This is a genomic window from Mycolicibacter heraklionensis, assembly GCF_019645815.1.
Lineage (GTDB): Bacteria > Actinomycetota > Actinomycetes > Mycobacteriales > Mycobacteriaceae > Mycobacterium > Mycobacterium heraklionense.
Genome location: NZ_CP080997.1, coordinates 1,194,835 through 1,220,468 on the forward strand (window position 1 = coordinate 1,194,835; position 25,634 = coordinate 1,220,468).

Below are 25,634 nucleotides of genomic sequence, written 5' to 3' on the forward strand. Positions count from 1 at the left end.
TTTTGCCTGGTAGGCGCAGAGTCAACGACAAAGGGAGATCAGGAGAGGCGCTCGACCACCATGGCCATGCCCTGGCCGCCACCCACACACATGGTCTCCACGCCGAAGGTCTTGTCGTGGGTCGCCAGGTTGTTCAGCAGGGTGGCGGTGATCCGGGCGCCGGTCATACCGAACGGGTGGCCCAGGGCGATCGCCCCGCCGGACACGTTCAGCTTGTCCTCGTCGATGCCCAGCTCGCGGGCCGAGCCGAGCACCTGCACCGCGAAGGCCTCGTTGATCTCGAACAGGTCGATGTCGGAGACCGACATCTTCGCGTTCGCCAGCGCCTTCTTGACGGCCTCGATCGGGCCCAAGCCCATGATCTCCGGCGACAGGCCCGACACCCCGGTGGACACGATCCGGGCCAGCGGCTGCAGGCCCAGCTCCTTGGCCTTGGTGTCGCTGGTGATGATCACCGCGGCCGCGCCGTCGTTCAGCGGGCAGGCGTTGCCGGCGGTAATCGTGCCGTTGGGCCGGAACACCGGCTTGAGCTGGCTGATCTTCTCGTAGGTGGTGCCGGCGCGCGGGCCGTCGTCGGTGCTCACCACGGTGCCGTCCGGGAGCGTGACCGGCGAGATCTCGCGGGCGAAGAAGCCACTCTTGATGGCCTCCTCGGCGCGGTTCTGGCTGCGCACGCCCCAGTGGTCCTGGTCTTCGCGGCTGATCCCGGTGTGCAGCACCACGTTCTCGGCGGTCTGGCCCATCGCGATGTAGACGTCGGGCAGCAGGCCGTCGCCGCGCGGGTCGTGCCACTCGGTGGCACCGGCCGCAGCAGCCTCGGAGCGGGCGACAGCGTCGTTGAACAGCGGGTTCTTGCTGTTCGGGGCACCGTCGGCGGCACCGATCGCGAACTGCGAGACGGTCTCGACACCGGCTGAGATAAACGCGTCACCCTCGCCGGCCTTGATCGCGTGGAACGCCATCCGGGTGGTCTGCAGCGACGACGAGCAGTACCGGTTCACCGTGGTGCCGGGCAGGAAGTCGTAGCCGAGCAGCACCGAGACCACCCGCCCGATGTTGTAGCCAGAGGCGCCGCCCGGCTGGCCGCAGCCCATCATCAGGTCGTCGATCTCGCGCGGGTCCAGCGCAGGCACCTTGTCCAGGGCGGCGCGCACCATCTGGGCGGCGAGGTCGTCGGGCCGCATGGTGACCAGGGATCCCTTACCGGCCCGGCCGATCGGCGAACGCGCAGTTGAGACGATGACAGCTTCAGGCACTTCTGGCTCCTAGAGATCGGGTAATAGAGCCGAATCTAGCCCGAAGAGGCCACCACGCGGGAATCGGGCCGGTCCAGCGCTGCGCAGAGCGCCGGGATCATTTGGCCCGCCGCCAGGGCGTAACCGGCCGCCGACGGGTGGTACTGGTCCGCGGCGAACAGCAGGTGCGGGCTGTCATGGAACTCCCGCGCCCGGAAGTCGGCGAAGGGCACGGCGATACCGCCGACAGCCTTGACCGCCAGGGTCTGTGCCCGGGCGAGCTGGCAGGCCCGGACGTGCGCGACCCAGCGCAGCGGCCGCGGTATCGCGCTGATCGCGCCGAACTTCGGGCAGGTGCCCACGATCACCACCGCGCCGCTGGCGCGTAGTCGCTTCACCGCGGCACGCAGTCGCTGCACCGAGCCGGCGATGCTGTTCAGTGCGGTGACGTCGTTGGCGCCGATCATGATCACCGCCACATCCGGCGGCGGACCCGCGACGAACATCGCGTCCACCTGACCGGCCAGGCCCTTGGAGGTGGCACCGACAATTGCCTTGGTGCTCAAGCGAACCCGCAATCCGGTGCGCTGCGCCAGGGCCTTGGCGATCAGCGCCCCGGGAACCTCTTCCGCGGCACGACAGCCATAGCCGGTCGCGGTTGAGTCGCCGAAAACCATCAGGTGCAGATCGACGTTCGCTCCGCGGTGGAAGGGCTGAACTTCAGTGTCGTCGGCACCGTATAAACCGTCAGCACGGGGTGGAAGGTCCCAAGCCTTCGGGATCGTCTGGCGGGCCCGGTCGGCCTGGCCCGCCAGAAGATTGCGCACACCCAGGTAGAGGGTGCCGCTGAAAGCGAACGCGCCCGCAGTGCCCAGCGTGACAGCTGAGCGTCGCGTTGCCCGGATCGCCATGTCTCGATTTTAGGGAAAGGACTCGCCCGTCGCCTGAGCGCAGCAAACAAAAATGGTCACGAAGCGGACCCGATGCAGTATCGGAACGAATCATAAGATTTCTTCTCAAATTTCCGCGTGTGACGATACTTGGTACCGCGTTGGCTGTGCCGGCCCGGGCCGGCTGGAGGGAGTGTCCATCATGACCGCACCCGACACAATTCCCAGCTCGTTACGTGTTCGCACCCGTCTCTATCCCACCTCGCGACCCCACCGTTACGGCCGTCATGACGGGCTGCCCGTCGAGGTCTTCGAGGAGTCAGCCAGCGTCGAGGGACGGCTCGCGTGGCTGGCGGCCCGGGCCACCATTCGGCCGGTTCTCTCGGTCGGCAGCTATCTACCGCGGATGCCGTGGCCGTTCGGGCTGCTCGACTTCGCCGCCAAGGCGATGTTGCCGGCGCCGGGCACCATCCGCGCCACCATCCGGCTACCGCGCTGCAAGGCGCAGATGGTGCGTGCCGCCGGCGTCCTGCCGGCCGACGGCACCCGCCGCGTCGTGCTCTACATGCACGGCGGGGCCTTCCTGACCTGCGGGGCCAACACCCACGGCCGGCTGGTCACCAAGCTGTCGAAGTACGCGGACAGTCCGGTGCTGGTGGTGGAGTACCGGATGATCCCCAAGTACTCGATCGCGGATGCGATCGACGACTGTTACGACGGCTACCGCTGGCTGCGCCGGCAGGGCTACGAACCGGACCAGATCGTGCTGGCCGGCGACTCCGCCGGCGGCTACCTGTCGTTGGCGCTGGCCGAGCGGTTGCTTGAAGAAGGGGAGGACCCGGCGGCGATCGTCGCCATGTCGCCGCTGCTGGAGATCGCCAAGGAGGCCAAGAAGGCGCATCCCAACATCCACGCCGGGGCGGAGTTCCCGCCCAAGGCATTCGACGCGTTCGTCGAACTGATCGAGGCCGCGGCCCAGCGCGACCGCACTCACGGCAGCGAGGTCCTCGAACCCCTGCAACACGTCAAGCCCGGGCTTCCGCGCACCCTGATCCATGTCTCCGGCTCCGAGGTGCTGCTGCACGACGCCCGGCTGGGGGCCAAGGTGCTCGCGGCCGCCGGGGTTCCGGTGGAGCTGCGGGTGTGGCCCGGCCAGATCCACGTCTTCCAGATCGCGGCACCGTTCGTGCCGGAGGCCACCCGTTCGTTGCGGCAGATCGGCGAATACATCCGCGAGGCCACCGGTTAGGCAGGCCATGGGCTGCTGAACCGAGCCGCCTGAGACGATGTCAGGCATGCGGATAGCGCGCCACATCAGTGACCTCATCGGCAACACCCCACTGGTCGAGCTGACTTCGATCGTTCCCCCCGGGGCCGGCCGGGTGGTGGCCAAGGTCGAGTACCTCAATCCGGGCGCGAGCTCCAAAGACCGCATCGCGGTGAAGATGATCGACGCGGCCGAGGCCAGCGGAGCGCTCAAGCCCGGCGGCACGATCGTCGAACCCACCTCCGGCAACACCGGTGTCGGCTTGGCGCTGGTCGCCCAGCGCCGCGGTTACAAGTGCGTGTTCGTCTGCCCGGACAAGGTCAGCGAGGACAAGCAGAATGTGTTGCGGGCCTACGGTGCCGACGTGGTGGTGTGCCCGACCGCGGTGCCACCGGACGACCCGGCCAGCTACTACAGCGTCTCCAACCGGCTGGTCGAAGAGATCGACGGCGCCTGGAAGCCCGATCAGTACTCCAACCCGGCGGGCCCCGAGAGTCACTACGAGACCACCGGTCCGGAGATCTGGGCCGACACCGACGGCCAGGTCACCCATTTCGTCGCCGGGATCGGCACCGGCGGCACCATCACCGGCACCGGCCGCTACCTCAAAGAGGTGTCGGGCGGCCGGGTGCAGATCATCGGCGCCGACCCGGAAGGCTCGGTGTACTCCGGTGGTACCGGCCGGCCGTACCTGGTGGAAGGGGTCGGCGAGGACTTCTGGCCTGACGCCTATGACCCGAGCATTCCCAACGAGATCATCGCGGTGTCCGACGCGGACTCGTTCGACATGACCCGGCGCCTCGCCCGTGAGGAAGCGCTACTGGTCGGCGGGTCCTGCGGAATGGCCGTCGTGGCGGCGGTGGAGGCGGCGGTCAAAGCCGGGCCCGACGCACTCGTCGTCGTCCTGCTGCCCGACGGCGGACGCGGCTACATGTCGAAGATCTTCAACGACGCCTGGATGTCGTCCTACGGGTTCCTGCGGTCCCGGCTGGACGGCTCGACGGTGCAGCCCACCGTCGGCGACGTGCTGCGCGCCAAGTCCGGGATCCTGCCGGACCTGGTGCACACCCACCCCTCGGAGACGCTGCGCGACGCCATCGGGATCCTGCGGGAGTACGGGGTGTCGCAGATGCCCGTCGTGGGTGCCGAACCGCCGGTGATGGCCGGCGAAGTGGCCGGCAGCGTGTCCGAGCGCGAGCTGCTGTCCGCGGTGTTCGAGGGCCGCGCGAAGCTTGCCGACGCGGTGTCGCAGCACATGGGCCCGCCGCTTCCGCTGATCGGATCCGGCGAGGTCGTCGGCGTCGCCGCGACCGCGCTGGCCCAGGTGGACGCGGTGATGGTGGTCGAGGACGGCAAACCGGTGGGTGTCATCACGCGCCACGATCTCTTGGGCTTTTTGTCCGACGGGCCACGCCGTCGATAAGGACGCTGGCGTTCACTGTCCTGCGGTAGCGTTTGGACCGTTCACCGACCCGACCCGAAAGGGTGGAGATGACCGACTTTCCCCCGCCTCCGCAGGGCAACTACCCACCCCCGTCCGGTGACTTCCCGGCGCAGGGCAACTACCCCCCGCCGCCTCCCGGCAACTACCCGCCGCCTCCGGGTAATTACCCCCCGCCGCCGCCTGGCAATTACCCGCCTCCGCCTCCCGGCAACTATCCGCCTCCGCCTCCCGGCAACTACCCGCCACCGCCTCCCGGCTACGGCGCGTACCCGGGTGCGGTCGGCAGCCCGGTGGGCCAGCTGCCGCAAGAGGCTTACACCTCCTGGCTGACTCGCGTGGGCGCCTACTTCATCGACTTCCTGCCGATCCTCGTGCTCTACGGCATTCCGTCGATGATCGCCGGAACCACCGCCGACCGGGAGTGCATCACCAGCTCCGACGGATTCGCCTGCACGGTCACGCCGTCGAGCACCGGCGCCGCGCTGATGTTCATCGGCTGGCTGGCCGCGCTCGCCTACGGGATCTGGAACTTCGGCTATCGGCAGGGCACCACCGGGTCGAGCATCGGTAAGTCGGTGCTGAAGTTCAAGGTGGTCTCCGAAGCCACCGGCCAGCCCATCGGGTTCGGGATGTCGATCGTGCGCCAGTTGGCCCACATCATCGACGGCGCGATCTTGTGCATCGGCTACCTGTTCCCGCTGTGGGACGCCAAACGCCAGACGATCGCCGACAAGATCATGACCACCGTCTGCCTGCCGATCCGTTGAGCCAGAAGCAACCGCACCGCAGTACTGGTCTGTCCACCACGGCGATCCATGCCGGATACCGTCCGGACCCGGCAACCGGAGCCGTCAACGCACCGATCTACGCCAGCAGCACCTTCGCCCAGGACGGCGTCGGCGGTCTGCGCGGCGGATTCGAGTACGCGCGCACCGGCAATCCGACCCGGGCCGCACTGGAGACCGCGCTGGCCGCGGTGGAGCGGGGCCGGTTCGGCCGGGCGTTCGGTTCCGGGATGGCCGCCACGGACTGCGCGTTGCGGTCGATCCTGCGCCCCGGTGATCACCTGATCATTCCCGACGACGCCTACGGTGGCACCTTCCGGCTGATCGACAAGGTCTTCACTCAGTGGGGGGTGGCGCATACCCCGGTGGCGCTCTCCGACCTGGATGCGGTCCGCGGGGCGCTCACCGACAAGACCCGGCTGATCTGGGTGGAGACCCCCACCAACCCGCTGCTGTCGATCGCCGACATCGCGAGTATCGCCGCCATCGGCAAGGAAGCCGGCGCGAAGGTGCTGGTGGACAACACCTTCGCCTCGCCCGCGCTGCAGCAGCCGTTGACGCTGGGCGCCGATGTGGTGCTGCATTCGACCACCAAGTACATCGGCGGCCACTCCGATGTGGTGGGCGGTGCGCTGATCACCGACGACGAAGAGCTCGACGCGGCTTTCGCCTTTCTGCAGAACGGAGCGGGGGCGGTGCCGGGCCCCTTCGACGCCTACCTGACCATGCGCGGCCTGAAGACGTTGGTGCTGCGGATGCAGCGGCACAGCGAGAACGCCGCCGCGGTTGCCGAATTCCTCAACGGGCATTCCGCGGTGAGCCGAGTGCTTTACCCGGGGCTGCCGGAGCATCCCGGCCACGATGTCGCCGCGGCGCAGATGCGCGGGTTCGGCGGCATGGTGTCGGTCCGGATGCGTGGCGGCCGGGCGGCCGCTGAGAAGCTGTGCGCCGGAACCGAGATCTTCATCCTGGCCGAGTCGCTGGGCGGGGTGGAGTCGCTGATCGAACTACCGGGCGCCATGACGCACGCGTCGACGGCGGGTTCGCAACTCGAGGTTCCCGACGACCTGGTGCGCCTGTCGGTGGGCATCGAGGACATCGACGATTTGATCGCCGACCTCAAACAGGCGCTGGACTGAGCCGCGAGATGGGGCTCAGGAGTGGTAGGGCTCCGCGCTGACCAGGGTCACCTTGACGGTCTTGCCGCTGGGCACGGTGTAACTGCGCTCCTCGTCCACCTTGGCGCCGAGCAGGGCGTGGCCGAGCGGCGAGTTCGGTGAATACACCTCGAGCTTGTCGTCGTTGACGCCCTCCTGGCGAGTGGCGATCAGGAAGGTCTCGGTGTCGGACTTGTCGCCGTCGTAGAAGACCTTGACCACCGAACCCGGCAGTGCCACGCCGGACTGCGTCGGAGCCTCACCGACCTTGGCGTTGTTGAGCAACTCCTGCAGCTGCCGGATGCGGGCCTCCTGCTGGCCCTGCTCCTCACGCGCGGCGTGGTAGCCGCCGTTCTCGCGCAGGTCGCCCTCTTCGCGGCGGTCGTTGATCTCCGCGGCGATCACCGGACGGTTCGCGATCAGCTGGTCGAGCTCCGCCTTGAGCCGGTCGTGTGACTCCTGCGTCAACCAGGTCACCTGGGTGTCCGTCATCTCACTGTGCTCCTTGTGTCGTCGGATCCGGCGCCATCGGGCAGCGGGGCGACATCGTTCTCGTGCATCGTTCTAATGCAGCAATACACGGTCCCAGCTGGAACCGTGTATCCGTACAGGGTACCACCGCGGCATCAGGCCGATCGTAGGTAATCGGGGACGTCGCTGCCGCAACCGTAGACATCGCCCATGACAGGTGGCTGGGAAGATTTGACGGTCGTCGTCACCTGTACGGTGGCCGACTCCGACGGCGGAATCAGCACTTCACGCCGGCCAGTCTCGCTGCCGTCGCTGGAGCGGACCCGCACGATGCACGCCGCAGGGCGGGACGGGTCCGATCGAGTCACGCTGAACTTAACCGAGACCGTCTGGTTGTCGAGCACCTCGTAGCCGTACAGCTCGCCTTTGACCTCGGCAGTCGCAAAGCGCTGGTAGCCCACCACCGCGAGGGCGGCGACGGTGGCGATCGCCAGCGCGCCCAGTGCGATCGCCAGCAGCCGACGGGGCAGGGCACTGCCCTGGGTATCCCCGTAACGGGCCGGCTTGGAGTCGGTCATCGTGAGGTGTGTCCCATGGTCGCCGGTGGAGTCGGGAGCGGTTACCGCACCCGCCGTAGGTGGTGTAACGATGGTGGCTGGAAACCATCTGGAACTATAGGCGTCCGGTCCGGGGTTCCGGCAGGAGGAACCTGGAGGGAACGGGGAATGTGCGCATGAGTGGACTGCGGTTGATGGCGGTGCACGCCCACCCCGACGACGAGTCCAGCAAGGGCGCGGCCACGCTGGCCCGCTACACCTCCGCCGGGCACCGCGTGATGGTGGTGACGCTGACCGGTGGCGAGCGCGGCGACATCCTCAACCCCGCGATGGACCTGCCCGATGTGCACGGTCGCATCGCCGAGGTCCGGCGTGACGAGATGGCCAAGGCCGCCGAGATCCTCGGGGTCGAACACCACTGGCTGGGTTTCGTCGACTCCGGCCTGCCCAAGGGCGACCCACTGCCGCCGCTGCCCGAGGACTGCTTTGCGCTGGTACCGCTGGAGGTGTCCACCGAAGCCCTGGTGCGCGCGGTGCGCGATTTCCGGCCGCATGTGATGACGACGTACGACGAGAACGGCGGCTACCCGCACCCCGACCACATCCGCTGCCATCAGGTGTCGGTGGCCGCATTCGAGGCGGCCGGCGACCATCGACTTTTTCCCGACGCCGGTCAGCCCTGGACGGTCGCCAAGCTCTACTACAACCACGGGTTCCTGCGGCAACGGATGCAGCTGCTGCAGGACGAGTTCGCCCGCAACGGCGAGGTCGGTCCGTTCGTCAAATGGCTGGAACACTGGCAGCCGGATCATGACGTGTTCGCCGACCGGGTGACCACCCGCGTCGAATGCGCCGACTACTTCGGCCAGCGTGACGACGCGCTGCGCGCGCACGCTACCCAGATCGACCCCAACGGCGACTTCTTCGCCGCGCCGATCGAGTGGCAGCAGCGACTCTGGCCGACCGAGGAGTTCGAGCTGGCCCGCTCTCGGGTGCCGGTTACTCTGCCGGAGACGGACCTGTTCGCCGGGATCGAGGACAACGGATGAACCACGCTGTGTTGACTGCGCTGTGGATGGCGGCCGACGACATCTTGGCCGACAACTTCTTGGCGGACGGTGTGCCGCGCGATACCGGGCCGGATTTCGGCAAGGCCAGCCCGTTCGGGCTGTTGGTCATCGTGCTGTTGATGCTCGGCACGTTCGGGCTGGTGTGGTCGATGAACCGGCAGCTCAAGAAGCTGCCGGAAACCTTCGACCCGGATCACCCCGACCCGGACCAAGCCGCCGACGAGGGGACCGTCGGGTCCGCTTCGTCCGGAGATCTCCCGGGCGACGACGGGCCGGGATCAGCGCCCAAGTAGTCGTCGAACCAACAGTTACCCAACACCGGGTTTCGGGAACGCGACTGCCGGATTAACCTTTGCCCCTTAGGGTTTCGTCGGCGGCGTGCATATCGCCGACGCTAGTGCAGCGTGCGATGATTGCCCTGACCGCGGCTTGGGAGAAAGGTTCGGGGTTGGCCATGCTCGCAGATCGCTCACCCGGGTTGGCGGTATCGCCGGTCATCTTGACGGTGCTACTGGCCGGCCTCATCAAGGTTCCGGCTGTGCACGCCGATGCGGTCGACACGACTTTCCTCGGCGCCCTCAACTCCAAGGGCATCGACTTCGCCAATGGGCAGTCTGCGGTCATCGCCGGCCATGAGGTCTGCGACGAGCTCGACAGCGGTCGGCAGAAGAACGACGTGGTGTCCGAAGTGATGCAAAGCAGTCAGCTCGACGGCTACCACGCCGGGTTCTTCGTCGGGGTCAGCGTCAGTGCGTTCTGCCCGAGGCATCACGGTTAGTGCTGCTCAGCCGGCAGATGGCGGCTTCGGCATGACCGGGCCGCGTAGCTCCAAACCGACTTCCAGGTCCTCGTACTTCTGCTGTTTGCGCTTGCGCCAGCCACTGCCCGCGGAATTCGATGGGGGCACCATCGGCGGCATGATCGGCGGGACGCCGGCGAACGTCGTGGACTGGCTTGCGGGCAGCGGTGCCGCCGACGACGCCAGCTGAACCGGCGCCTGCGTGGCGGCCCCAAACCCCGCTGCGGCGGGTGGCACGGTCAGCGGCCCCACCTTCAGTCCGACACCGATTGCCGCCGAGGGCATTTCGCTAAGTCCGGCGGCGCCCAGTGCGCCCAGGCCGCTCAGTGGGATCGCGGGGGCCAGGGCCGCCTCGCCCTCGGCAAGGCCCTGTGCCATCGCGGCGTTGACGTTCTGCAACGCCTGCGCCGAGGTGTTCTGGGCTAGGTAGCTGAGCAGGTTGATCGGAAATCCGGACGACACGAACTGGTTGGCATAGGTGTTCGCCAGGCCGGTCCAGCCGTTGTTGGGGTCGAACGCGGTCAGCGAGGACTCCAACGACGCCAAAGTCGAATCAGCAGAGGTGGTTCCGGTGTCGGCGGTCGCCGGTGTCGGTGTGCTGAACGAGGGAAGCGCGGTGGCCTGCGCCGAGGCCGCCTGATAGCGGGTCATCGCGGCGGTGTTGGTGGTCCACATGCCCAGGTACTGGCTCTCGTTCTCCGCGATCGCCGCCGAGTTGGTCCCGAACCGATTGGTCGCCAGCAGTTGCACCCGGCGGGTGCGGTTGGCCTTGATTGCCGCGGTCGGGGTCACCGCGGTACGGACCGTTTCGAAGGCCGCTGCGGCGCGCTGAATCGACGCTGCGGTCCGCCGGCACTGCTGCGCGGTGGCGCGCAGCCACACCAGGTAGGGCTCGGCGGCCTGCACCATGGCAGCCGCGGAGTGACCACGCCACGAATCCACCAACGACGACAGCGCGGCAACGTAGTCGTCGGCGTATTCATCCAGGTACGTACCAAGCTGTCGCCACGCGCTCGACGCCTCGACGAGGGATCTCGCGCCGGGACCGGTGTGGACCAGCGCGGAGGTGACCTCGGGGGGCGCGGTTATGGATTGCATGCCATGTGGTGGTAGCGGTACGGGCTCATTTAGGCGATCGCGCTGATAGCGGCCGATAAGCGCGGCTTGAACGCATCGGGGATGGGGACGTAGCCGTGGTCGGCCAGATCGATCTGGCCGTCGCCGATCGCGCTTTGCAGGAAAGCGCGCACCGCAGTTCCGACCTGTGGGTCGGGATACTTCGAGCAGACGATCTCGTAGGTGGCCAGCACGATCGGGTAAGCGCCGGGCTGGTTCGGCCGGTAGAAGGAGATGGTGTCCAATGCCAGGTCGTTGCCTTCGCGGATAAACCAGGCCGACGAAATCGTCTTGCCGACCGAGTCCTCGCTGATCGCGACCGGGTCCGGGCCGGCCGAGGTGATGACGTTGGCCATGCCGAGGTGGTGGCTCTGAGCGAATGACCACTCGGTGTAGGTGACCGATCCCTCGAGATCGGCCGCGGCCGCGGCGACGCCCTCGTTGCCGTGCGCGGTCTGCCCGGCAGCGCCGTTGAACGTTCGTCCGGCCCCCTTGCCCCAGGTGCCTGCGGATGCGGTGTCCAGGTAGCGCTGAAAGTTGTCCGTGGTCCCGGACTCGTCGCTGCGGGACACCACCCGAATCGGCAGGTCGGGCAGATCGGTGCCGGTGTTGAGAGCGGCGATCGCGGGATCGTTCCAGGTGGTGATGGTGCCGTTGAAGATCTTGGCCGCGGTGGGGCCGTCCAGGTTCAGCGATGTCAGGCCGCCCAGGCGGAACGCGATGGCGATAGGGCCGAACACCATCGGCAGGTTCCATACCGGCGCGCCGCAGCGCTGCTGGGCCCGGTCGTATTCCCCCTTGCTCAGCGGCGAGTCGGAGCCACCGAAATCGGTTTGGTCGGACATGAATTCGTCAATGCCCGCACCGGAACCGTTCGCCTGGTAGGTCAGGCTCTGGCCGGGGCAGGCCTGGCTGAACGTCGCGACGAACCGGGTCATCGCGTTGGCCTGAGCGGTGGAACCGCTGGCCTTGAGGTTCGGGTCTCCGCCACAGTCCACCCCGGACGCCGCAGCCCGTGTCGCGTGGCTCGGTGGTGGTGCGTCATGGCCGCCGCCGCACCCGGACAGCAGCGCAGCGCTCACGGCCAGCAAGCTCGATACGGCACGTCGATTGATGTCAATCACATCCCTCGGGTCATCTCATCGGCGAATGCTAGCAATGGCGCGGACCGGCAACAGTGGTGCTTTGCAGGCGAATTCAAGAGTTCAGCAACCGTTTTCGATCTGGTCACCAGCCGGGCAGACGGCGTCTGCCTGCGGGTCCGGGGGGCTGCGGATGGTGATCGGGATTAGCGTGGATGGATGGCCAACCGTCTCGCAGCGTCCGCCAGCCCCTACCTGCGTCAACACGCCGACAACCCAGTGCACTGGTGGGAATGGACACCCCAGGCGCTGGCCGAGGCCGCCGAACGCGACGTGCCGATCCTGCTGTCGGTCGGCTACGCGGCTTGCCACTGGTGTCACGTGATGGCGCACGGCTCGTTCGAGGACGCCGAAGTCGCCGCGGCCATGAACGCGGGCTTCGTGTGCATCAAGGTGGACCGGGAGGAGCGCCCGGACATCGACGCGATCTACATGACCGCCACCCAGGCGCTGACCGGGCGAGGTGGCTGGCCGATGACCTGTTTCCTGACCCCGGATGGCCGACCGTTCTACTGCGGCACGTATTACCCCAAAGACGCCTTCCTGAACCTGCTTTCGGCGATCACCGCCACCTGGAGCGAACGTCGCCACGAAGTCGAGGAGGCGTCCGACAACATTGCCGCCGAGTTGCGCTCGATGGCCGCCGGACTCCCGGGGGGCGGCCCACCGGTCGATGCGATGCTGTGCGACGCCGCGGTCGCCGCGGTGCTGCGGGACGAGGACGTCGTCCACGGCGGATTCGGCGGTGCGCCGAAGTTCCCGCCGTCGGCGCTGCTGGAAACCCTGCTGCGCCACCATGAACGGACCGCGACCCGCCCGGCGCTCGACGCGGTGGAACGCGCCGGGGCGGCGATGGCCCGCGGCGGCATCTACGACCAGCTTGCCGGCGGCTTCGCCCGCTACAGCGTCGACAACGCCTGGGTGGTGCCGCATTTCGAGAAGATGCTCTACGACAACGCCTTGCTGCTGCGGGCCTGCGCGCACTGGGCCCGGCGCACCGGCGACCCGCTGGCCGCGCGGGTGACCGCCCAGACCGCCCGATTCCTGCGCGACGAGCTGTCCGACGGTGGGATGTTCATCTCGTCGCTGGATGCCGACGCCGACGGCCAAGAAGGGTTGACCTATGTGTGGACGCCCGAGCAGCTGACCGAGGTTCTCGGTGCCGACGACGGGGCTTGGGCGGCAGAGGTTTTCGGGGTCACGGCGAGCGGCACATTTGAGTCCGGCACGTCCGTACTCCAACTGCCCGTGGATCCTGACGACCCGCAGCGGTTCGTCAGGGTGCGGCAGCGGCTGCTGGCGGCTCGGCGGTCCCGGCCCCAACCCGGGCGCGACGACAAGGTGGTCACCGCCTGGAACGGCATGACGCTCACCGCGTTGGCCGAAGCGGCTGTGGCCCTGGGAGATCCAAGCCTGGCCGCCGCGGCCCAGGAGTGCGCCGGCACGCTGCTGGACCTGCACCTGGTGGACGGCCGGCTGCGCCGGGCCAGCCTGGGCGGCCGGGTGGGGGACAGCGTCGCGATCTTGGAGGACTACGGCGCGCTGGCCACCGGCCTGCTCAGCCTGTACCAGCTCAGCGGTGAGCAACACCTGTGTGATGCCGCGGCCGGCCTGCTGGACACCGCGCTGGAGCATTTCGCCGACCCGGACTCACCTGGGCGCTGGTTCGACAGCGCCGACGATGCCGAAGCCCTGGTGCTGCGGCCCAGCGACCCGCTGGACGGCGCCACCCCGTCGGGCGCGGCGTTGATCACCGAGGCGCTGCTGACCGCGGCCCATCTGGTCTCCGCCGACCGTGGCGAGCGCTACCGCCAGGCGGCCACCGATGCGCTGGCGGCGCATGCCGTGCTGTTGGAGCGCACCCCCCGTGCCGTCGGGCACTGGCTCGGCATCGCCGAGGCCTACGTGCGGGGTCCGCTGCAGATCGCGGTGGCCTGCGACCGGCCGGACTCGGAGCTGTTGGCGCAGGCGCGCCGCCTGGCTCCCGGCGGGACGATCGTGGTCGGCGGGGCGGCCGACTCGTCCGAGCTGCTGACCGGGCGAGACCGGGTCAACGGCGCCGACACCGCCTACGTCTGTCGGGGCCCGGTGTGTGACTTGCCGGTGCGTAGCGCGGCGCAGTTGGCCTCCGCACTTGGCGTTGCCCTTGAGGTGCCCGTAAATCCGCCATCCGTGTAACGTGCGGCACATGACGACCGCACCGGAAAAGGCACAGGCCATCACCGAGACCGTCCACCGCTACATCGAACTGGTCGGCGGAGGCGAAGTCGAGGATCTGGTGCAGCTGTACGCGGCCGACGCCACCCTGGAGGACCCGGTCGGCGGCGAGGTGCACATCGGCCACCAGGCCATTCGCAACTTCTACTCGACCCTCTCCGGGCTGAACCGTCAGTGTGAACTGGTGACGCTGAGGGTCTCCGGAAACGAGGCGGCGTTGCACTTTGCGCTGACAATCACCAACGGTGAGCACCGGATGCGCATCGAGCCGATCGACGTGATGGTCTTCGACGGCGACGGCAAGATCGCCGGGATGAAGGCCTACTGGTCGGCGGAGAACGTCACCCAGCTCTAGCCGGAACCGCCGCGCCCCCGCCTAGTAGAGCGCCGCGAACCAGATCGCGATGTACTGGCAGACCGCGGCCAGTGCGGTGCAGGCGTGGAAGAACTCGTGGTAGCCGAACGTTTCGGGCCAGGGGTCTGGCCACTTCAGCGCGTACATGATCGCGCCGACGCTGTAGAGCATGCCTCCCACGGCCAGCAGCACCATTGCCGCGACACCGGCGTTGTGCATGATCGTCGCGATGAAAAACGCTGACACCCAGCCCAGCAACAGGTAGAGCGGCACCCCGACCCACTTCGGGGCGGTCGGCCAGCACAGCTTGAGCACCACGCCGGCCAGCGCGCCACCCCACACGATCGTCATCACCAGCCGTTCTTGGGCGCCGTGGTCCATCGCCAGCAGCGCGAACGGGGTGTAGGTGCCGGCGATGAAGATGAAGATCATCGCGTGGTCGAGGCGCTTCATCCGCATCCGGGCGGCGACCGTCTTCCAGGTGATCCGGTGGTAGGTCGCGCTGACCGCGAACATCCCCACCACCGAGATGGAGTACGCCACCGACGCCAAGCCGGCCTCGAGCCCGGCCAGCGGCCAGGTCACCGCGACCAGAGCGATACCGGCCACGAGCGCCACGATGGCGGACACGAAGTGAATCCACCCGCGGGCCCGCGGCTTGGCGTGCGGCACGGTGATGCCCGCCGGCAGATCGTTCGGATTCGGCTCGGCGATGGTTTCGGTGTGGGTGCTCATGGGCCTTCCTGAACTCCACGCGGATCCCGGACTGATTCCCGTCAATGCTCGCAGATCACAGTAGTCTGGGTTTTTGTGGCGATCATCCCGGCGCGCTTGAAGGAGCCGCTGTACCGGATCTATGAGCTGCGTCTCCGGCAGGGCTTGGCGGCGTCGCGGTCGAATCTGCCGCGCCACATCGCGGTTCTCTGCGACGGTAACCGGCGGTGGGCGCGAGACGCGGGCTACGACGACGTCAGCTACGGCTACCGGATGGGCGCGGCCAAGATCGCCGAGATGCTGCGCTGGTGCGCCGACGCGGGCATCGAGATGGCGACCGTCTACCTGCTGTCCACCGAGAACCTGCAGCGCGACCCCGCTGAACTGGCCGCGCTCATCGAGATCATCACCGACGTGGTGGAGGAGATCTGCGCGCCGGCAAACCGGTGGAGCGTGCGCACCGTGGGGGATCTGGAGCTGCTGGGCGAAGAGCCCGCTCGCCGCCTGCGTGAGGCGGTAGAGAGCACGACCGCCAACGGCGGTGGGGCCTCCAACCTGCACGTCAATGTCGCAGTCGCCTACGGCGGCCGGCAGGAGATCGTCGATGCGGTGCGCGGGCTGCTCAGCAAGCAGTTGGCCAACGGCGCCACCGCCGAGGAACTCGTCGACGCGGTGACCGTCGAGGGCATCTCGGAGAACCTCTACACCTCGGGTCAGCCGGACCCGGACCTGGTGATCCGCACCTCCGGGGAGCAGCGGTTGTCCGGTTTCCTGCTGTGGCAGAGCGCCTACTCGGAGATGTGGTTCACCGAGGCGCACTGGCCGGCGTTTCGCCGGGTCGACTTCCTGCGAGCGCTGCGCGACTACAGCGTGCGGCACCGGAGATTCGGGCGGTAGCGAGGGAGTGGTCGTGTTGTCGGCGCTGGTCTTCACCCTGAGTTGGTGGCTCGGGATGTACCTGCTGGCCCGCGACCCGCGCAAACCGGTACTGGTGCTGGCCGCTGTCGGGCTCTGCGGTTTCGCCGCTGTTGTGGCCGCCGACGCGGTGCGGGCGGTGTGGCATCCGGCGCTGCTCGGGCGCGTGGAGATCTACCTGGCGGTACTGCCCGGGGTGGCCTGGTTCGCCGTGCTCTTGGAGCTGACCCGGCCGTGTGACCGCTGGACTGGTCGGGCACGCGATGTGGCGTTCATCGGCGCGGTCGCGGCCGCCGCGCTGGTCGGGGCGACGTGGGCCGGCAGTGTCGAAGGCCCACCGCGGGCCGGACACTGGCTGCTGTTCGCGGTGATCTCGGTGTCGACGTTGGCGGCCATGGTCAAGGCGCTGATCCGTCCGGCGCAGCCCGGTTCGGTGCTCGGCGTGGCCGCCGTCGCGACGTTGTTCTTCGCCCTGGCCAACGCCATCCTGATCATCCCGCTGGGCGTGGTGCCCAGCGGATTCGCGCTGGCCAGCACCGGCGTCGACGTGCTTCTGCTGGGCCTGGCGGTGGCGCTGTGGGACGCCTTCGACGAGGGGCAGGCGCTGCGGCTGGACATGCTGCGGTCGTTTCTTGCCGCCGTCGCGATGGCGGCGTTGCTGGGCGGGCAGGTGTTGATCGGGCTGTGGCTGACCCGAACCGAATCCGTGGCCCAGACCGCACTGACGGTGCTGCTGTTCACCACGATCGCGGTCGGCATCGAGGTCCAGGTGTTCGTCGACCGGCTGGCCGGACTCTGGGACCGGCTGGCGTTCTGGCGCTCTCCGGCGCTGCGGGCCGACCGCGCCGCGCTGCGCGGCACCGAGGCCGCGCTGGCCCTGCGCTCGACCAGCCCGCTCGACGACCTCGACGAGGAAACCTTCGTCCGGCTGACCCGGCGGGCGTTGGGGCACTACAGCGACCTGTCGAAGCTCGTCGCCAGCCCGCTGACCGCGTTGCCGGTGATCGACGAGCGGTTGGCCGCCCGTGGCGCACCCGATGCGCCGCTGGAGCGAGCCAACGAACTCAAGGCCCTGCTGGCCGACCGGATCGCCGCGCTCAAACCGCGCGACGGCGGCGAGTTCGGCACCACCGAGCAGTGGCGGCACTACAACGCCCTGTATTTCCCCTACGTGGTCGGAGTGCGCGCCTATGCGCAGAACGCCACCGCGGCCGGACTGGATCCCACCGCCCGGCAGGCGTGGCAGTGGCTGGTCACCGAGGTGCCGCAGCGTTCGCTGCACAACTGGCAGAACGCCGGGGCCCGGGTGATCGCCGCCGACCTACGAGGCCGGACGACGGTGTCGTCAGGTCTCTGACCTGCGCTTGGCAGTGCTTGGCAGCGTCGCGGGTCGATGTGGCAGCGGTTGCGCCGCAAGGTCGAGGGTGTTCCCACCACACTCGAAGGGAGTTTCCTCATGACCGCCATCACCACCCCGGTCCTGTTCGACTCGACCGACTCGCTGTTGCGCTTCGCACTCCGCGCCGACGCCGCCGTCACTGGAACCGTCGGCCTGGCCGGCGTGTTCGCCGCCCGCCCCATGGCGGCCCTGGAGGGCCTCACCGCGACCCATGAATACGCCGTGGCCGCCTTCTGCATCCTTTACGGAGTCGTCGTCTACTTCCTGTCCGCGCTGCCGGACCTGCGCCGCGCGGGCATCGGTGTGATTGCCGCCAATGTGGCGTGCACCGTTGCGGCGATTGCGGTGGTCGCGGCGGGCTTGCTGCCGCTGACCGGAATCGGCGTGGTCGCCATGCTGGCGAGCGCCGTCTACACGGCGTTCTTCGCGCGGATGCAGTACCGGGGGTTGCGCCGCCTGGGCTGAGACGCAGCCCACTCAACGTGTCGCCGCGGCCGTCACCGTCTACAGTTCTGTCCCATGAAGTGGCGGCTGGCGGCGATGACGCTGATCCCCGGAACCCTGATCTACGCCGCCGCGCCGGCGCAGGCCGACGAGAAGACCTACCTCAGTTACCTTGAGTCGCACGGCTTCAAATACCAGAACAGTCCCGGGCTGACCACCCCGTCCGGGGCGGTGCAGTTCGGCAAGATCATCTGCGAGAACCTGCGGAAGGGTCGCCCGGCCAAGGACCGGTTCGGCACGAAGGTTGCCGACGGCGTCACCAAGGTCATGATCGACGGGGCGCAGCGCGAAATGTGCCCGGACACGTTGGCGGCCGCCGCCAACCCGACACCGACGCCCGCGGTGCCGCCGCCGCCCGCAAGTGAACTGCCGCCCCCAGCGGGCGAGATTCCGCCGCCGGCGCCCGAGCCGGCACCTCCGCTGTTCCCGCCGCCCCCGGGCTTTCCGCCGCCGCCGGGTTTCCCCCCGCCTCCCGAGCCGCTGCCGGCGCCCGCACCCGCGGACGAGCTGCCGCCGCCACCGCCTGGGCCCGAGCCGGCGCCCCCGCCGCCAGGCCAGCCGCAGCCGGGAACCGCTACGCAGCCCTAGCGATCTAGGGCTAAAGCTTGCGCAGCCGCAGCCTGTTGATGGAGTGATCGGCGTCCTTGCGCAGTACCAGGGTCGCTCGCGGCCGGGTGGGCAGGATGTTCTCGATCAGGTTGGGCCGGTTGATCGATCGCCAGATGTCGCGCGCGGCGGCCACCGCCTGCTGGTCGTTCAGTGCCGCGTAGTGGTGGAAGTGCGAGTCGGGGTTGGCGAACGAGGTGGAGCGCATCGCCAAGAACCGCGAGATGTACCAGTGCTCGATGTCTTCCACCCGGGCGTCGACGTACAGCGAGAAGTCGAACAGGTCGGAGATCATCAGCGTCGGCCCGGTCTGCAGCACGTTAAGGCCTTCGAGGATCAAGATGTCGGGGTGGCGGACGACCTGCTTGGCGCTGGGAACGATGTCGTAACTCAGGTGCGAGTACACCGGCGCGCACACATAATCCGCGCCGGACTTCACCGAGGTGACAAACCGCATCAGGGCCCGGCGGTTGTAGCTTTCCGGAAACCCTTTGCGGTGCATCAGGTTCCGGCGCGCCAACTCATCGTTGGGATAGAGGAAGCCGTCGGTGGTGACCAGGTCCACTCGCGGGTGGTGATCCCAGCGGGCCAGCAGCGCCTGCAGCACGCGGGCCGTCGTCGACTTACCGACGGCCACGCTGCCGGCCACGCCGATGATGAACGGCACCGGCCGGTCGGGGCTCTGATCGTTTTCCCCGAGGAACTCCGCTGTCGCGGCGAAGAGCTGCTGGCGGGCGGCGACCTGCAGGTGCAGAAGACGCGCGAGCGGCAGATAGACCTCTTCGACCTCCAACAGGTCGACCTGCTCGCCGAGGCCGCGCAGCGCCACGACTTCTTCCTCGGTAAGCGGCATCGGCGTCGACATACGCAGTGTCCGCCATTGACGTCGGTCGAACTCCACGTAGGGACTCGGCTCGCTAAGCCGCCGCATGACCATACAGTCTTGCAGTAGCCGCGACGGTTAGCCTGATCGGGTATGGAGCCCGCCGCCTTGATCCGTGAATACCTGTTGCTCGGTCTGCGCTTCGACCGCATCGAACAGGGTTATGTCGACGCCTTCACCGGCGACCCCGAGCTGCAGCGACTGGTCGCTAACGAGCCGATGCCCAACCCGTCCGACCTGGCCCGGCAGGCCGAGAAGCTGGTCGCGGCGCTGCCCAGCGGCCTCGATCCGGCGCGCGCCGAGTACCTCCGGGTGCACCTGCGGGCGCTGGCGTGCGCCGGGCGCAAGTTCGCCGGGGAGCAGGTCGGCTTCGTCGACGAGGTCAGTGACTATTTTGACCTGCCGGTCATCGTCAAGGGTGACCCCGACCGCTATCGCCAAGCCCATGCCCGGCTCGACGAAGCGCTGGGCGGCGCTGGTCCGCTGGCCGAGCGGATGGCCGCGCACCGGCGGGCCGAGGAGATTCCGCCGGAGCGGCTCGAAGCGGCCATCCACGCGTTCTCCTCGGCGCTGCGCGACCGGGTACGGGTGGACTTCCCGCTGCCGGAAACCGAAACCATCACCTACGAGGTGGTCACCGACAAGCCGTGGTCGGGGTTCAACTACTACCGCGGCGACTACCGCTCCACAGTGGCGGTCAACGCCGACCTCAAACAGCTGATGTCGAATCTGCCGCGGCTGGTGGCCCACGAGTCCTACCCGGGTCATCACACCGAGCACTGCCGCAAGGAGGCCGGGCTGGTCGCCAAGCTCGGCCAGGCCGAGCAGACCATCTTCCTGGTCAACACTCCGCAGTGCCTGATGGCCGAGGGCCTGGCCGACTTGGCGCTGTATGCCGCGGTCGGGCCGGGCTGGGGTGCCTGGGCCGCTGAGATCTACGCCGACCTGGGCCTGCAGTTCGACGGTGAGCGGGCCGAAGCGGTGTCCGAGGCCGCCGCGGCGCTGGCCGACGTCCGGCAGGACGCGGCGCTGATGCTGCACGACGAGCACCGCGACGCCGACGAGGTGGCCGACTACCTGCGCCGCTGGCTGCTGATCACCGACGACCGGGCCCGCCAGACGCTGCGGTTCCTGTCCTCGCCGCTGTGGCGGGCCTACACCTCCACGTATGTGGAGGGCTACCGGCTGCTGCGCGGCTGGCTGGACGCCGCGCCGCCCGGGGTGAGCCTCACCGAGCGGTTCCGTCGGCTGCTCGACGAGCCGCTCACCCCGTCGGCGTTGCGGGCCCAGTAACGCCCCCACAGCACCGGCCCGGCCGGGTGAGTGTGCGGATTTACACACCGGACCTCGTAATTTGCGGATAAATCCGCACATTCGGCGCAACGGGAGCGATCGCTGGCCTGCGGCGATCGAGTGAACGTCACCGTGCCAGACTGGAGGGCGTGACTGCCGCACCGAACACCCGCCCCGCATCCACCATGTCGACTCCGCTGGCCGACCTCGACCCCGACATCGCCGAGCTGCTCGGCAAGGAACTGGGGCGTCAGCGCGACACGCTGGAGATGATCGCCTCGGAGAACTTCGTGCCGCGGGCGGTGCTGCAGGCGCAGGGCAGCGTGTTGACGAACAAGTACGCCGAGGGCCTGCCGGGCCGGCGCTACTACGGCGGGTGCGAGCACGTCGACGTGGTGGAGAACATCGCCCGTGACCGCGCCAAGGAGTTGTTCGGCGCCGACTTCGCCAACGTCCAGCCGCACTCGGGCGCGCAGGCCAACGCCGCGGTGCTGCAGGCGCTGATGGAGCCCGGTGACCGACTGCTGGGCCTCGACCTGGCCAACGGGGGACACCTGACCCACGGGATGCGGCTGAACTTCTCCGGCAAGCTTTATGAGAACGCCTTCTACGGCGTCGACCCCGTCACCCACCGCATCGACATGGACGTGGTCCGGTCGCAGGCACTCGAGTTCAAGCCGAAGGTGATCATTGCCGGCTGGTCGGCCTACCCGCGCATCGTTGACTTTGCGGCGTTCCGCTCGATCGCCGACGAGGTCGACGCGACGCTGTGGGTGGACATGGCCCACTTCGCCGGGCTGGTGGCCGCCGGGCTGCACCCGTCGCCGGTGCCGCACGCCCAGGTGGTCTCCACCACCGTGCACAAGACCCTCGGCGGCCCCCGCTCCGGTCTGATCGTCGGCCAGAAGGAATTCGCCAAGCAGATCAATTCGGCGGTCTTCCCCGGCCAGCAGGGCGGTCCGCTGATGCACGTGATCGCCGCCAAGGCCGTCGCGCTGAAGATCGCCGGCACGCCGGAGTTCGCCGAGCGTCAGCAGCGGGTGCTGTCGGGCGCGAAGATCCTCGCCGAGCGGCTGCTGGCCGCCGACGTGGCCAAGGCCGGGGTGTCGGTGGTCAGTGGCGGCACCGATGTGCACCTGGTGCTGGTCGACCTGCGGGACTCGCCGCTGGACGGCCAGATGGCCGAGGACCTGCTGCACGAGGTCGGCATCACCGTCAACCGCAACGCCGTCCCGAACGACCCGCGACCGCCGATGGTCACCTCCGGGCTTCGGGTGGGCACCCCCGCGCTGGCTGCCCGTGGCTTCGGCGACGCCGAGTTCACCGAGGTCGCCGATGTCATCGCCACGGCGCTGGCGGCCGGTTCGGCCGCTGACGTGCCGGCGCTGCGGGCCCGGGTCGCCAAGCTGGCGCAGGACTTCCCGCTCTACGACGGCCTGGAGGACTGGAAGCTCGCCTGACGGGACACGCCGCACCCGGGTTGACAAGATAGTGTGAATTCGGGTTACAGTTACTTTCATGGCTGAACGTCCCGTTGCTAATGCACTGATCCGCGAGCTGGAGCCGGTGGTCGACGCGAACCTGGTCCGGCACATCGACACGGTGGACCCGTGGTTCGCGCACGACTTCGTGCCGTTCGAGCAGGGCCAGAACTTCGCCTTCCTCGGTGGCACGGACTGGGACCCGTCGCAGGTCAGCTTGCCCAAGGCGATCACCGACGCCTGCGAGATCCTGCTCGTCGAGAAGGACAGCCTGGCCGGCTACCACCGTGAGCTGGTCGAGCACTTCATCCTCGAGGACAAGTGGGGACGCTGGATCGGCAGGTGGACCGCCGAAGAGCACCTGCACGCCATCGCGTTGCGCGAGTACCTGATCGTGACCCGGGAGATCGACCCCGACGAGAACGAGCGTGTTCGCATGGAGCACGTCCAGAAGGGCTACCGCGCCAACCATTACAGCCAGGTCGAGACGCTGGTGTTCATGGCCTTCTACGAGCGCGCCTGCGCCGAGTTCTGCCGCAATCTGGCCGACAAGACCGACGAGCCGGTGCTCAAGGGGCTGATCGGTCGGATCGCAGCCGACGAGGAACGCCACGAGGAGTTCTTCTCCAACCTGGTCGCGCACTGCCTGGACTACGTGCATGACGAGACGGTGGCCGCGATCGCAGCCCGCGCCGCCGAGCTCAAGATCGTCGGCGCCGACATCGATGGCTACGCCGACCGGCAGGCCGGAATCGCCGAAGCGGGCATCTTCGGGCCCGACCAGTTGCGCCGGGTGATCTCCGACCGAATCAGCGCTTGGGGCTTGGCTGCCAACCCCGATCTGAAGCCGTTCGTCATCGGCTGAAAACTCCGGCGCGCCTGCGCAGCGCGCACGCGGCGACGGGGGTACCGTCGCAATCGATGGCTAGCCACACGCTTCGCTGTCTCATCGGCACCACCGGTCGTGATTACGACAGGACCGGCCCCGGTCCTGTGCCGTGCCCCCCGTCGAAATGTTCGCGCGGGGTCGCGCGTGCCCTCACCGCTGGAGCGCTTAGTGCCTGAAATCCGGACGTACGTGCTCGACACCTCCGTGCTGCTGTCGGACCCGTGGGCTTGCACCCGGTTCGCCGAACACGAGGTTGTCGTCCCACTGGTGGTTATCAGCGAGTTGGAGGCTAAACGCCACCATCACGAGCTCGGCTGGTTCGCCCGCCAGGCGCTGCGCATCTTCGACGATATGCGACTAGAGCACGGACGGCTTGACCAGCCCATTCCCGTTGGGACGCAGGGCGGTACGTTGCACGTCGAGCTCAACCACAGCGACCCCGCGGTGTTGCCGACCGGGTTCCGCACCGACAGCAACGACTCTCGGATCTTGACCTGTGCGGCCAACCTGGCTGCCGAAGGGCGCCGGGTCACGTTGGTGAGCAAGGATATTCCGCTGCGGGTCAAGGCCGCCGCCCTGGGGCTGGCCGCCGACGAGTACCACGCCCAGGACGTCATCGTCTCCGGCTGGACAGGAATGGACGAGGTCGAGGCGTCTGTCGAGGACGTCGACGCGCTGTTCGACGAGGGCGAGATCGACCTGGCCGTCGCCCGGGATCTGCCGTGCCACACTGGAATCCGTCTTCTCGCCGGCAGCTCGCACGCATTGGGCCGGGTGAACGCGGCTAAGCGGGTGCAGCTGGTCCGCGGCGACCGGGAGGCGTTCGGCCTGCGCGGTCGGTCCGCCGAGCAGCGGGTGGCGCTGGATCTGCTGCTCGACGAATCGGTGGGCATCGTCTCGCTGGGCGGCAAGGCCGGTACCGGCAAGTCCGCGCTGGCGCTGTGCGCCGGCTTGGAAGCCGTCTTGGAGCGGCGCACCCAGCGCAAGGTGGTGGTGTTCCGCCCGCTCTACGCCGTCGGCGGACAGGAACTGGGCTACCTGCCGGGTAGTGAGAACGAGAAGATGGGGCCGTGGGCTCAGGCGGTGTTCGACACCCTTGAGGGCCTGGCCAGCCCGGCGGTGCTCGAGGAGGTGCTGTCGCGCGGCATGCTCGAAGTGCTGCCACTGACGCATATTCGGGGCCGCTCGCTGCACGACTCGTTCGTAATCGTCGACGAAGCGCAATCGCTGGAGCGCAACGTGCTGCTGACCGTGCTGTCGCGGCTGGGCACCGGCTCGCGGGTGGTGCTCACCCACGACGTCGCGCAGCGGGACAACCTGCGGGTCGGCCGGCACGACGGCATCGCCGCGGTGATCGAGAAGCTCAAAGGTCACCCGTTGTTCGCGCACATCACCCTGCTGCGCAGCGAACGCTCGCCGATTGCCGCACTGGTCACCGAGATGCTCGAGGAGATCAGCGGACCCGACTTGAGCTGAGCCCCCGGTAGGCTGCCGGGGTGGCAAAACCCTGGCATGTCGGTGTTGTTGCGATGGCCGTTGCGGTGCTCGGCGCCTGCACCAGCCATGTCCACGAGGCGTCGGCCGAACCGGTGGACTGCGCCGTGGACAAGTGTGTGGCGCTGACATTCGACGACGGTCCCTCGCCCTACACCGACCGGCTGTTGGGGATCTTGAACGACGCCGGTGCGCGCTCCACGTTCTTCCTGATCGGCAACAAGGTGGCGGCCGACCCGGCAGGCGCCAAGCGGATCGCCGACGCTGGCATGGAGATCGGCAGTCATACCTGGGAACACCCGAACATGACCACGATCCCGGCCGCGGACGTGCCCGCGCAGTTCGCCAAGGCCACCGACGCGATCCGCTCCGCCACCGGCGTCACGCCGACACTGTGGCGCCCACCCGGCGGGCTCACCGACGCGGCGGTCAACGCTCGGGCCGCCGAGGCCGGACAGGCCGCGATCCTGTGGGATGTCATCCCGTTCGACTGGATCAACGACGCCGACACCAATGCCACCCGCTACATGCTGATGACCCAGATCAAGCCGGGGTCGGTGGTGTTGTTCCACGACACGTACTCGTCCACGGTGGATCTGGTCTACCAGTTCCTGCCAGTGCTCAAAGCCAATGGCTACCACGTGGTTACGGTCAGCCAGCTGCTCGGCCCGCGCGCGCCGGGCAGCGTGTACGGGAGCCGGGAGAACGGCCCGCCGGTCAACGAGCTGAAGGACATCCCGCCCGCGGACATCCCTGGTCTGCCGGCGACGCCGTCGCCGCCGCCGATGCCGAATTTCCCGATCACCGACATTGCCGGGGCGAATTCGGGGGGACCCAACAACGGGGCGTGACGCTGCTAGGTGCTTGTTCGCGAGATTGCGCTCACGCAGGTGGCTACTCGAACTTTTCCTGCATGGTTGCGATCTCGCGGCTTGGGTCCGGGGATCCTCG

General features: G+C 68.3%; 26 protein-coding genes. 18 read left to right on the forward strand and 8 right to left on the reverse strand.

The genetic code is table 11. The annotated features are described in order from the left end of the window. Window positions 1–38: 38 nt before the first annotated feature. Together K3U94_RS05720 and K3U94_RS05725 are read right to left on the reverse strand one after the other, a co-directional pair. Complete coding sequence (locus K3U94_RS05720) at window positions 39–1,256, reverse strand: acetyl-CoA C-acetyltransferase (RefSeq protein WP_047317270.1); 1,218 nt, start codon at window positions 1,254–1,256, stop codon at window positions 39–41. A 35-nt stretch (window positions 1,257–1,291) separates the two neighbouring features. Continuing rightward, a complete protein-coding gene (locus tag K3U94_RS05725; RefSeq protein WP_220695863.1) occupies window positions 1,292–2,146 on the reverse strand; it encodes an SGNH/GDSL hydrolase family protein in 855 nt (284 codons plus the stop codon). A 181-nt stretch (window positions 2,147–2,327) separates the two neighbouring features. On the opposite strand from K3U94_RS05725, the gene K3U94_RS05730 reads away from it, so the two are divergent. The 4 genes from K3U94_RS05730 to K3U94_RS05745 all read left to right on the forward strand — a co-directional run bounded on the left by K3U94_RS05730 (window position 2,328) and on the right by K3U94_RS05745 (window position 6,760). Then, window positions 2,328–3,374, forward strand: coding sequence for an alpha/beta hydrolase (locus tag K3U94_RS05730; RefSeq protein WP_220695864.1), 1,047 nt, complete (start codon window positions 2,328–2,330; stop codon window positions 3,372–3,374). Between the two features lie 46 nt (window positions 3,375–3,420). Further along, window positions 3,421–4,815 carry a cystathionine beta-synthase gene (locus K3U94_RS05735; protein ID WP_220695865.1) on the forward strand — a complete coding sequence of 465 codons (1,395 nt, stop codon included), beginning with the start codon at window positions 3,421–3,423 and terminating at the stop codon, window positions 4,813–4,815. A 68-nt stretch (window positions 4,816–4,883) separates the two neighbouring features. Beyond that, the gene (locus tag K3U94_RS05740) at window positions 4,884–5,603 is read left to right on the forward strand and encodes an Rv1078 family RDD domain-containing protein (protein ID WP_220695866.1); all 720 of its coding nucleotides are present in this window, start codon (window positions 4,884–4,886) and stop codon (window positions 5,601–5,603) included. Then, on the forward strand, window positions 5,600–6,760 hold the full coding sequence (locus tag K3U94_RS05745; protein ID WP_220695867.1) for a cystathionine gamma-synthase: 1,161 nt from the start codon (window positions 5,600–5,602) through the stop codon (window positions 6,758–6,760). Before K3U94_RS05740 ends, K3U94_RS05745 begins: the two co-directional genes overlap by 4 nt. Before the next feature lie 15 nt (window positions 6,761–6,775). On the opposite strand, the gene greA is transcribed toward K3U94_RS05745, so the two are convergent. Both greA and K3U94_RS05755 read right to left on the reverse strand, forming a co-directional pair. Next, window positions 6,776–7,270: a transcription elongation factor GreA gene (gene greA, locus K3U94_RS05750; protein WP_024441085.1), complete on the reverse strand. Its 495-nt coding sequence runs from the start codon at window positions 7,268–7,270 to the stop codon at window positions 6,776–6,778. A 134-nt stretch (window positions 7,271–7,404) separates the two neighbouring features. After that, complete coding sequence (locus K3U94_RS05755; RefSeq protein ID WP_220695868.1) at window positions 7,405–7,827, reverse strand: DUF4307 domain-containing protein; 423 nt, start codon at window positions 7,825–7,827, stop codon at window positions 7,405–7,407. Window positions 7,828–7,982: 155 nt separating this feature from the next. On the opposite strand from K3U94_RS05755, the gene mca reads away from it, so the two are divergent. The 3 genes from mca (at window position 7,983) to K3U94_RS05770 (ending at window position 9,654) form a co-directional block, all read left to right on the forward strand. Next, window positions 7,983–8,855, forward strand: a complete 873-nt coding sequence (gene mca, locus K3U94_RS05760; RefSeq protein WP_220695869.1) for a mycothiol conjugate amidase Mca — start codon at window positions 7,983–7,985, stop codon at window positions 8,853–8,855. A 26-nt stretch (window positions 8,856–8,881) separates the two neighbouring features. Continuing rightward, window positions 8,882–9,169: a hypothetical protein gene (locus tag K3U94_RS05765; protein ID WP_047317664.1), complete on the forward strand. Its 288-nt coding sequence runs from the start codon at window positions 8,882–8,884 to the stop codon at window positions 9,167–9,169. A 116-nt stretch (window positions 9,170–9,285) separates the two neighbouring features. Then, window positions 9,286–9,654 (forward strand): DUF732 domain-containing protein, encoded by a 369-nt coding sequence (locus tag K3U94_RS05770; protein WP_230987445.1) that lies wholly within the window; start codon window positions 9,286–9,288, stop codon window positions 9,652–9,654. A gap of 6 nt (window positions 9,655–9,660) precedes the next feature. Here the strand turns inward: K3U94_RS05770 and K3U94_RS05775 are convergent, their stop codons facing one another. Together K3U94_RS05775 and pstS are read right to left on the reverse strand one after the other, a co-directional pair. After that, the gene (locus tag K3U94_RS05775; RefSeq protein WP_220695870.1) at window positions 9,661–10,773 is read right to left on the reverse strand and encodes a PPE family protein; all 1,113 of its coding nucleotides are present in this window, start codon (window positions 10,771–10,773) and stop codon (window positions 9,661–9,663) included. 29 nt (window positions 10,774–10,802) lie between these two features. Beyond that, window positions 10,803–11,912 (reverse strand): phosphate ABC transporter substrate-binding protein PstS, encoded by a 1,110-nt coding sequence (pstS, locus tag K3U94_RS05780; protein ID WP_220696692.1) that lies wholly within the window; start codon window positions 11,910–11,912, stop codon window positions 10,803–10,805. A gap of 180 nt (window positions 11,913–12,092) precedes the next feature. On the opposite strand from pstS, the gene K3U94_RS05785 reads away from it, so the two are divergent. Both K3U94_RS05785 and K3U94_RS05790 read left to right on the forward strand, forming a co-directional pair. Beyond that, window positions 12,093–14,111: a thioredoxin domain-containing protein gene (locus K3U94_RS05785; RefSeq protein ID WP_220695871.1), complete on the forward strand. Its 2,019-nt coding sequence runs from the start codon at window positions 12,093–12,095 to the stop codon at window positions 14,109–14,111. Between the two features lie 10 nt (window positions 14,112–14,121). After that, a complete protein-coding gene (locus K3U94_RS05790) occupies window positions 14,122–14,505 on the forward strand; it encodes a nuclear transport factor 2 family protein (protein ID WP_047317661.1) in 384 nt (127 codons plus the stop codon). A 21-nt stretch (window positions 14,506–14,526) separates the two neighbouring features. On the opposite strand, the gene trhA is transcribed toward K3U94_RS05790, so the two are convergent. Further along, the gene (gene trhA / locus K3U94_RS05795; protein ID WP_047317262.1) at window positions 14,527–15,240 is read right to left on the reverse strand and encodes a PAQR family membrane homeostasis protein TrhA; all 714 of its coding nucleotides are present in this window, start codon (window positions 15,238–15,240) and stop codon (window positions 14,527–14,529) included. Between the two features lie 75 nt (window positions 15,241–15,315). Here trhA and K3U94_RS05800 point away from each other — a divergent pair, with 75 nt between their 5' ends. The 4 genes from K3U94_RS05800 to K3U94_RS05815 all read left to right on the forward strand — a co-directional run bounded on the left by K3U94_RS05800 (window position 15,316) and on the right by K3U94_RS05815 (window position 18,625). Then, window positions 15,316–16,116 (forward strand): (2Z,6E)-farnesyl diphosphate synthase, encoded by an 801-nt coding sequence (locus tag K3U94_RS05800; RefSeq protein ID WP_047317261.1) that lies wholly within the window; start codon window positions 15,316–15,318, stop codon window positions 16,114–16,116. Window positions 16,117–16,123: 7 nt separating this feature from the next. Further along, on the forward strand, window positions 16,124–17,491 hold the full coding sequence (locus tag K3U94_RS05805) for a hypothetical protein (RefSeq protein ID WP_109519436.1): 1,368 nt from the start codon (window positions 16,124–16,126) through the stop codon (window positions 17,489–17,491). 99 nt (window positions 17,492–17,590) lie between these two features. Further along, window positions 17,591–17,998: a hypothetical protein gene (locus K3U94_RS05810; protein ID WP_220695872.1), complete on the forward strand. Its 408-nt coding sequence runs from the start codon at window positions 17,591–17,593 to the stop codon at window positions 17,996–17,998. 54 nt (window positions 17,999–18,052) lie between these two features. Beyond that, window positions 18,053–18,625, forward strand: coding sequence for a DUF732 domain-containing protein (locus K3U94_RS05815; RefSeq protein ID WP_220695873.1), 573 nt, complete (start codon window positions 18,053–18,055; stop codon window positions 18,623–18,625). A 10-nt stretch (window positions 18,626–18,635) separates the two neighbouring features. Here K3U94_RS05815 and coaA read toward each other — a convergent pair whose 3' ends face one another. Continuing rightward, the gene (coaA, locus tag K3U94_RS05820) at window positions 18,636–19,574 is read right to left on the reverse strand and encodes a type I pantothenate kinase (RefSeq protein WP_047317659.1); all 939 of its coding nucleotides are present in this window, start codon (window positions 19,572–19,574) and stop codon (window positions 18,636–18,638) included. Between the two features lie 45 nt (window positions 19,575–19,619). Between coaA and K3U94_RS05825 the strand changes: the two genes are divergently transcribed. The 5 genes from K3U94_RS05825 (at window position 19,620) to K3U94_RS05845 (ending at window position 25,534) form a co-directional block, all read left to right on the forward strand. Next, window positions 19,620–20,819 carry a DUF885 domain-containing protein gene (locus K3U94_RS05825; RefSeq protein ID WP_220695874.1) on the forward strand — a complete coding sequence of 400 codons (1,200 nt, stop codon included), beginning with the start codon at window positions 19,620–19,622 and terminating at the stop codon, window positions 20,817–20,819. A gap of 185 nt (window positions 20,820–21,004) precedes the next feature. Continuing rightward, complete coding sequence (gene glyA / locus K3U94_RS05830) at window positions 21,005–22,279, forward strand: serine hydroxymethyltransferase (RefSeq protein ID WP_047317257.1); 1,275 nt, start codon at window positions 21,005–21,007, stop codon at window positions 22,277–22,279. 58 nt (window positions 22,280–22,337) lie between these two features. Next, complete coding sequence (locus tag K3U94_RS05835; RefSeq protein ID WP_220695875.1) at window positions 22,338–23,165, forward strand: acyl-ACP desaturase; 828 nt, start codon at window positions 22,338–22,340, stop codon at window positions 23,163–23,165. 192 nt (window positions 23,166–23,357) lie between these two features. Further along, complete coding sequence (phoH2, locus tag K3U94_RS05840) at window positions 23,358–24,665, forward strand: RNA 5'-3' helicase PhoH2 (protein WP_047317255.1); 1,308 nt, start codon at window positions 23,358–23,360, stop codon at window positions 24,663–24,665. A gap of 53 nt (window positions 24,666–24,718) precedes the next feature. After that, window positions 24,719–25,534 carry a polysaccharide deacetylase family protein gene (locus K3U94_RS05845; protein WP_220696693.1) on the forward strand — a complete coding sequence of 272 codons (816 nt, stop codon included), beginning with the start codon at window positions 24,719–24,721 and terminating at the stop codon, window positions 25,532–25,534. The last annotated feature ends 100 nt before the right edge of the window (window positions 25,535–25,634 follow it).

Coding starts and splice junctions, on each gene's coding strand:
- K3U94_RS05725 (WP_220695863.1), bottom strand. CDS start 2,146: ATGGCGATCCGGGCAACGCGACGCTCAGCTGTCACGCTGGGCACTGCG.
- K3U94_RS05730 (WP_220695864.1), top strand. CDS start 2,328: ATGACCGCACCCGACACAATTCCCAGCTCGTTACGTGTTCGCACCCGT.
- K3U94_RS05735 (WP_220695865.1), top strand. CDS start 3,421: ATGCGGATAGCGCGCCACATCAGTGACCTCATCGGCAACACCCCACTG.
- K3U94_RS05740 (WP_220695866.1), top strand. CDS start 4,884: ATGACCGACTTTCCCCCGCCTCCGCAGGGCAACTACCCACCCCCGTCC.
- greA (WP_024441085.1), bottom strand. CDS start 7,270: ATGACGGACACCCAGGTGACCTGGTTGACGCAGGAGTCACACGACCGG.
- K3U94_RS05755 (WP_220695868.1), bottom strand. CDS start 7,827: ATGACCGACTCCAAGCCGGCCCGTTACGGGGATACCCAGGGCAGTGCC.
- mca (WP_220695869.1), top strand. CDS start 7,983: ATGAGTGGACTGCGGTTGATGGCGGTGCACGCCCACCCCGACGACGAG.
- K3U94_RS05765 (WP_047317664.1), top strand. CDS start 8,882: ATGGCGGCCGACGACATCTTGGCCGACAACTTCTTGGCGGACGGTGTG.
- K3U94_RS05770 (WP_230987445.1), top strand. CDS start 9,286: ATGATTGCCCTGACCGCGGCTTGGGAGAAAGGTTCGGGGTTGGCCATG.
- K3U94_RS05775 (WP_220695870.1), bottom strand. CDS start 10,773: ATGCAATCCATAACCGCGCCCCCCGAGGTCACCTCCGCGCTGGTCCAC.
- K3U94_RS05785 (WP_220695871.1), top strand. CDS start 12,093: ATGGCCAACCGTCTCGCAGCGTCCGCCAGCCCCTACCTGCGTCAACAC.
- K3U94_RS05790 (WP_047317661.1), top strand. CDS start 14,122: ATGACGACCGCACCGGAAAAGGCACAGGCCATCACCGAGACCGTCCAC.
- trhA (WP_047317262.1), bottom strand. CDS start 15,240: ATGAGCACCCACACCGAAACCATCGCCGAGCCGAATCCGAACGATCTG.
- K3U94_RS05810 (WP_220695872.1), top strand. CDS start 17,591: ATGACCGCCATCACCACCCCGGTCCTGTTCGACTCGACCGACTCGCTG.
- K3U94_RS05815 (WP_220695873.1), top strand. CDS start 18,053: ATGAAGTGGCGGCTGGCGGCGATGACGCTGATCCCCGGAACCCTGATC.
- coaA (WP_047317659.1), bottom strand. CDS start 19,574: ATGCGGCGGCTTAGCGAGCCGAGTCCCTACGTGGAGTTCGACCGACGT.
- K3U94_RS05825 (WP_220695874.1), top strand. CDS start 19,620: ATGGAGCCCGCCGCCTTGATCCGTGAATACCTGTTGCTCGGTCTGCGC.
- glyA (WP_047317257.1), top strand. CDS start 21,005: ATGTCGACTCCGCTGGCCGACCTCGACCCCGACATCGCCGAGCTGCTC.
- K3U94_RS05835 (WP_220695875.1), top strand. CDS start 22,338: ATGGCTGAACGTCCCGTTGCTAATGCACTGATCCGCGAGCTGGAGCCG.
- K3U94_RS05845 (WP_220696693.1), top strand. CDS start 24,719: ATGGCCGTTGCGGTGCTCGGCGCCTGCACCAGCCATGTCCACGAGGCG.